This window comes from Bacillus sp. CDB3, from assembly GCF_002081505.1.
In the GTDB taxonomy this organism is placed as follows: domain Bacteria; phylum Bacillota; class Bacilli; order Bacillales; family Bacillaceae_G; genus Bacillus_A; species Bacillus_A cereus_AT.
Map to the genome: position 1 here is coordinate 192,777 of NZ_ALBR01000011.1, position 6,077 is coordinate 198,853.

Sequence of the window (6,077 nt, forward strand, 5' to 3'; positions counted from 1 at the left end):
TTACAAAAGGTGTGGTTACCTCTTATGAGGTTTCCACTTCCTTTTGAATTTATTAGTGGAGGTAGCAACATTGTCCTTAAATCGAATTCTTGTTATTAATCCGGGTAGTACATCCACAAAAATTGGTGTTTTTGATAATGAAAGACCCGTTTTAGAAGAAACAATTCGTCATGATGAAGAACAGATTGGAAAATATAAGCGAATTATCGATCAATATGAATTTCGAAAAGAAACGATTTTAGAAGTTTTACATTCGCATGGTATTAACATTTCAAAATTAAACGCTGTTTGTGGTCGTGGTGGATTACTTCGTCCAATCGAAGGCGGTACGTACACAGTAAACGATGCGATGTTAGAAGATTTAAAAAATGGATTTAGCGGTCATCACGCTTCAAACCTTGGAGGCATTCTAGCTTATGAAATTGCTTCTGGATTAAATATTCCTGCATTCATTGTGGATCCTGTCGTTGTAGATGAAATGGAGCCAATTGCTCGTATAAGCGGTATTGCTGGTATGGAACGTAAAAGTATTTTCCATGCATTAAACCAAAAAGCGGTTGCTCGTAAAGTGGCTGAACAATTAAATCACAAATACGAAGATTTAAATTTATTAGTTACACATATGGGCGGCGGTATTACAGTTGGTGCTCATAAAAAAGGGAAAGTTATCGATGTTAATAACGGCTTAAACGGAGAAGGACCATTTAGTCCAGAGCGTGCTGGTACAGTACCAGTAGGACAATTAGTTGAAATGTGTTTCTCTGGTGAGTATTACCGAGACGAAATGGTTAAAAAACTTGTCGGACAAGGTGGACTTGTAAGTCTAATCGGTACAAACGATGCAATTAAAGTAGAACAAATGGTTGAAAAAGGTGATCCTGAAGCAACACTTATTTATAAAGCAATGGCATATCAAGTTGCAAAAGAGATTGGCGGAGCGAGTGCTGTACTTCACGGGAAAATCGATGCAATCGTATTAACTGGTGGACTTGCATACAGTAAAATTCTTGTCGATGAAATAAAAGAACGTGTTGACTGGATTGCAGATGTTATTGTGCATCCAGGAGAAGATGAGTTACAAGCGTTAGCAGAAGGAGCACTTCGTGTATTACGTGAAGAAGAAGCGCCGAAAGAGTATGTTGTAAGAGAAAAACAAACAGTAGCTAGGGGTTGAGATAATGGCAAGAGAATATGATTTAGTCATCGTTGGCGGCGGTACAGGTGGATATGTTGCTGCTATTCGCGCATCACAACTAGGATTAAAAACAGCACTTGTTGAAAAAGAAAATCTTGGTGGTACTTGTTTGCACAAAGGATGTATTCCTAGTAAAGCTCTTTTACGTAGTGCAGAAGTATACGCAACTGCTAAAAAAAGCGAAGAGTTCGGAGTTATTGCAAGTAATGTAGAACTGAACTTTGCAAAAGTACAAGAGCGTAAAGAGAAGATTGTAACGCAGCTCCATAAAGGCGTTCAACATTTAATGAAACAAGGTAAAATTGATGTGTTTGAAGGTATTGGCCGTATTCTTGGCCCATCTATTTTCTCTCCGATGCCAGGGACAATTTCAGTTGAACTTGCAAGTGGAGAAGAGAATGAAATGTTAATTCCAAAAAATGTACTTGTTGCAACAGGTTCTCGCCCAAATTCATTACCAGGTTTAGAATTAGACGGAGAGTACGTAATGTCTTCAGATCATGCCCTGAAAATGGAAACGCTTCCTAGTTCGATTATTATCGTTGGTGGCGGTGTAATCGGTATTGAGTGGGCATCGATGCTTGCTGACTTCGGTGTAGAAGTTACAGTGTTAGAGTATGCGAAAACTATTTTACCACTAGAAGATCAGGACGTTTCAAAAGAAATGCAACGTCTATTCAAGAAAAAAGGTATTAAAGTGGTAACGGGTGCAAAAGTATTACCAGAAACATTGGTAAAAGATAATGGAGTAACAATTCAAGCTGAACATAACGGTGAGAATAAAGAATTTAAAGCAGAAAAAATGCTTGTATCTGTAGGAAGACAAGCCAATACGCAAAATATTGGTTTAGAGAATACGGATATCGTTGTGGAAAAAGGATACATTCAAACAAATGAGTTTTATCAAACGAAAGAATCGCATATTTACGCAATTGGAGATGTAATCGGTGGCCTGCAACTTGCTCACGTTGCTTCTCATGAAGGAATTGTTGCAGTAGAACATATTGCGGGTAAAGAAGTTACACCAATTGATTATTCTATGGTATCGAAATGCGTATATAGCAGTCCGGAAGTTGCTTCTGTCGGTTTAACAGAACAAGAAGCGAAAGAAAAAGGCTATAAGTTAAAAGTAGGTAAGTTCTCATTCCGTGCAATCGGAAAGGCACTTGTATACGGAGAATCAGATGGATTTGTAAAACTTGTAGTTGATGAAGAAACAAATGACATTCTCGGTGTTCATATGATTGGACCACATGTAACAGATATGATTTCTGAAGCTGGTCTTGCAAGAGTACTTGATGCAACACCTTGGGAAGTAGCACATACAATTCATCCGCATCCATCATTATCTGAGGCGATTGGTGAAGCAGCATTAGCTGTAGATGGAAGAGCGTTACACGCATAAAAATGTGGATTTAGGAGGTTATGAAAAATGGCAGAAGTAAAAGAAAAGCGCCATGAAGAGCTTGGCTTAAGTGATGAGCAAGTATTAGAAATGTTCCGTACGATGTTGCTTGCACGTAAAATCGACGAACGTATGTGGTTATTAAACCGTGCAGGTAAAATTCCATTCGTAATTTCTTGTCAAGGACAAGAGGCTGCACAAGTTGGAGCAGCGTTCGCTCTTGATAGAGAGAAAGATTATGCATTACCATACTACCGTGATATGGGTGTTGTACTAGCGTTTGGTATGACAGCTAAAGAGCTTATGTTGTCTGCTTTCGCGAAAGCTGGAGATCCAAACTCTGGTGGTCGTCAAATGCCTGGTCACTTCGGTCAAAAGAAAAATCGTATTGTTACAGGTTCATCTCCAGTAACAACACAAGTACCACACGCAGTTGGTATTGCACTAGCTGGAAAAATGGAGAAGAAAGATTTAGTAACGTTCGTTACATTTGGAGAAGGTTCTTCAAACCAAGGTGACTTCCATGAAGGGGCAAACTTTGCTGGTGTACACAAACTACCTGTTATTTTCATGTGTGAAAATAACAAATATGCAATCTCTATTCCGGTTGAAAAACAATTAGCATGTAAAAACGTATCAGATCGTGCAATTGGTTACGGTATGCCTGGATATACAATAGACGGAAACGATCCGCTTGCAGTATATAAAGCTGTAAAAGAAGCAGCAGACCGCGGCCGACGTGGTGAAGGCCCAACTTTAATTGAAACAGTATCATATCGTTTAACAGCACATTCTAGTGACGACGACGATCGTGTTTATCGTGATAAAGAAGAAGTAGAAGAAGCAAAGAAAAAAGATTCAATTATAACATTTGCAGCTTATTTAAAAGAAGCTGGCGTGTTAACTGAGGAATTTGAAAAACAAATGTTAGACGAAATTATGCATATCGTAAATGAAGCAACAGAATATGCAGAAAATGCTCCGTATGCAGCACCTGAAGATGCATTGAAGCACGTATACGCAGAATAGGGGGGAACGTTTCATGGCTGTAATGTCTTATATTGATGCTATTACATTAGCAATGCGCGAAGAAATGGAACGCGATGAGAAAGTATTCGTTTTAGGAGAAGATGTTGGTAAAAAAGGTGGCGTGTTTAAAGCGACACATGGTTTGTATGATCAATTTGGTGAAGATCGTGCGCTTGATGCACCGCTTGCAGAATCTGCAATTGCTGGGGTAGCAATTGGTGCGGCAATGTATGGCATGCGTCCAATCGCTGAAATGCAGTTTGCTGATTTCATCATGCCAGCAGTAAACCAAATTGTTTCTGAGGCAGCAAAAATTCGTTATCGTTCTAACAATGATTGGACTTGTCCAGTTACAATTCGTGCACCATTCGGCGGTGGGGTTCACGGTGCATTGTATCATTCACAATCTGTAGAAGCGATGTTTGCAAACCAACCAGGTTTAAAAATTGTTATCCCTTCTACACCATATGATGCAAAAGGCTTACTAAAAGCTGCAATTCGTGATGAAGATCCAGTATTATTCTTTGAACATAAACGTGCATACCGCTTAATTAAAGGTGAAGTGCCAGAAGATGACTACGTATTACCGATCGGAAAAGCAGATGTAAAACGCGAAGGTGATGATATTACCGTTATCACGTACGGATTATGTGTTCACTTTGCTCTTCAAGCAGCTGAAAAGTTAGCACAAGATGGCATCTCTGCACACATTCTTGATTTACGTACTGTATATCCATTAGATAAAGAAGCAATCATTGAAGCAGCTTCTAAAACGGGTAAAGTTCTTCTTGTAACAGAAGACAATAAAGAAGGAAGTATTATAAGTGAAGTGGCAGCAATTATTGCTGAAAATTGCCTGTTTGATTTAGATGCACCAATTGCACGTCTTGCAGGTCCAGATGTTCCAGCAATGCCATATGCACCAACAATGGAAAAATTCTTTATGGTAAATCCAGATAAAGTTGAAAAAGCAATGCGTGAACTTGCGGAATTTTAATCGGGGGGACTATACATGGCTGTAGAAAATATTACAATGCCTCAGCTCGGGGAGAGCGTTACAGAGGGCACAATTAGTAAATGGCTCGTTAATGTTGGCGATCACGTAAATAAGTATGATCCGCTTGCAGAAGTAATGACTGATAAAGTAAATGCCGAAGTACCATCTTCTTTCACGGGTATTGTGAAAGAGTTAATAGCTGGTGAAGGTGATACGTTAGCTGTAGGTGAAGTTGTTTGTGTCATTCAAGTAGAAGGCGCAGATGAAGTAGCTGCAACAGCTGTAGAGGAAAAAACGAAAGAAGAACCAAAGGCAGAAGTAACTACTGCTGAGAAAGCACCGAAAGCGAAACAACCAACTGATGGAAAACCACGTTTTTCACCAGCGGTATTAAAACTTGCGGGCGAGCATAACGTTGATTTAGATCTAGTAGAGGGTACGGGAGCAAATGGTCGTATTACTCGTAAAGATATTTTAAAGCTAGTGGAATCTGGAAATATTCCGCAAGCTGGTGCGAAAAAAGAGGAAGCCATTGCAGTAGCAGAGCGTCCAGAAGCACCAAAATCAGCGGCAGTAGCACCGGTAGCGCAAAAAGTAGAAGCTGCGAAACCAGTTTCTGTACCGACAATGCCTGGAGATATCGAAATTCCAGTAACAGGTGTGCGTAAAGCAATTGCAGCGAATATGTTACGCAGTAAACACGAGGCACCTCATGCTTGGATGATGATTGAAGTAGATGTGACAAACCTTGTATCATACCGTAACTCAATTAAAGGCGATTTCAAAAAGCGTGAAGGCTTTAACTTAACGTTCTTTGCTTTCTTCGTAAAAGCAGTAGCACAAGCGCTAAAAGAATATCCTCAAATTAACTCAATGTGGGCTGGCGATAAAATCGTTCAGAAGAAAGACATTAACCTTTCTATCGCTGTTGCAACAGAGGAAGAACTATTTGTACCAGTAATTAAGCAAGCGGACGAAAAAACAATTAAAGGTATCGCTCGCGAAATTACAGAACTTGCAGGAAAAGTACGCACGAAATCATTAAAAGCTGATGAAATGCAAGGCGGAACATTTACAATTAATAACACAGGATCATTCGGTTCTGTTCAATCTATGGGTATTATTAATTACCCACAAGCGGCTATTTTACAAGTTGAATCAATTGTAAAACGCCCAGTAATTATGGATAATGGTATGTTCGGTGCTCGTGACATGGTTAACTTATGTTTATCACTTGATCACCGTGTACTTGATGGTTTAATTTGTGGTAAATTCTTAGGACGTGTAAAAGAAATTTTAGAAAACATGTCAGAAAATAATACATCTGTATATTAATAAAAAAAGCTACGCTCTGTCGTACGCGTTTACTTTATTCTTTACTTTACTTTCTTACTTCTTCGTCTACTCCTACCTTACTACTTAGTACTAAACTTTAACCTTAACCGTTAACT

Annotated in this window: 5 protein-coding genes; all 5 read left to right on the top strand. The window is 39.2% G+C overall.

Annotated elements, in window-relative coordinates; genetic code table 11:
* Positions 1-70 precede the first annotated feature (70 nt).
* From buk to CDB3_RS03350, 5 genes are read left to right on the top strand one after another with little or no spacing between them, the layout of a single operon-like run.
* Positions 71-1,174, top strand: a complete 1,104-nt coding sequence (buk, locus tag CDB3_RS03330) for a butyrate kinase (RefSeq protein WP_097830743.1) — start codon at positions 71-73, stop codon at positions 1,172-1,174.
* A 4-nt stretch (positions 1,175-1,178) separates the two neighbouring features.
* A complete protein-coding gene (gene lpdA / locus CDB3_RS03335) occupies positions 1,179-2,600 on the top strand; it encodes a dihydrolipoyl dehydrogenase (RefSeq protein WP_000090439.1) in 1,422 nt (473 codons plus the stop codon).
* Positions 2,601-2,627: 27 nt separating this feature from the next.
* Positions 2,628-3,629 (top strand): 3-methyl-2-oxobutanoate dehydrogenase subunit alpha, encoded by a 1,002-nt coding sequence (gene bfmBAA / locus CDB3_RS03340; protein WP_000852549.1) that lies wholly within the window; start codon positions 2,628-2,630, stop codon positions 3,627-3,629.
* Positions 3,630-3,642: 13 nt separating this feature from the next.
* A complete protein-coding gene (gene bfmBAB / locus CDB3_RS03345) occupies positions 3,643-4,626 on the top strand; it encodes a 3-methyl-2-oxobutanoate dehydrogenase subunit beta (protein ID WP_000290070.1) in 984 nt (327 codons plus the stop codon).
* A gap of 15 nt (positions 4,627-4,641) precedes the next feature.
* The gene (locus CDB3_RS03350) at positions 4,642-5,961 is read left to right on the top strand and encodes a dihydrolipoamide acetyltransferase family protein (protein ID WP_128853464.1); all 1,320 of its coding nucleotides are present in this window, start codon (positions 4,642-4,644) and stop codon (positions 5,959-5,961) included.
* The last annotated feature ends 116 nt before the right edge of the window (positions 5,962-6,077 follow it).

Excerpts from the sequence above, each read along its gene's own strand:
- lpdA (WP_000090439.1), top strand. The coding sequence starts at position 1,179 with ATGGCAAGAGAATATGATTTAGTCATCGTTGGCGGCGGTACAGGTGGA.
- bfmBAA (WP_000852549.1), top strand. The coding sequence starts at position 2,628 with ATGGCAGAAGTAAAAGAAAAGCGCCATGAAGAGCTTGGCTTAAGTGAT.
- bfmBAB (WP_000290070.1), top strand. The coding sequence starts at position 3,643 with ATGGCTGTAATGTCTTATATTGATGCTATTACATTAGCAATGCGCGAA.
- CDB3_RS03350 (WP_128853464.1), top strand. The coding sequence starts at position 4,642 with ATGGCTGTAGAAAATATTACAATGCCTCAGCTCGGGGAGAGCGTTACA.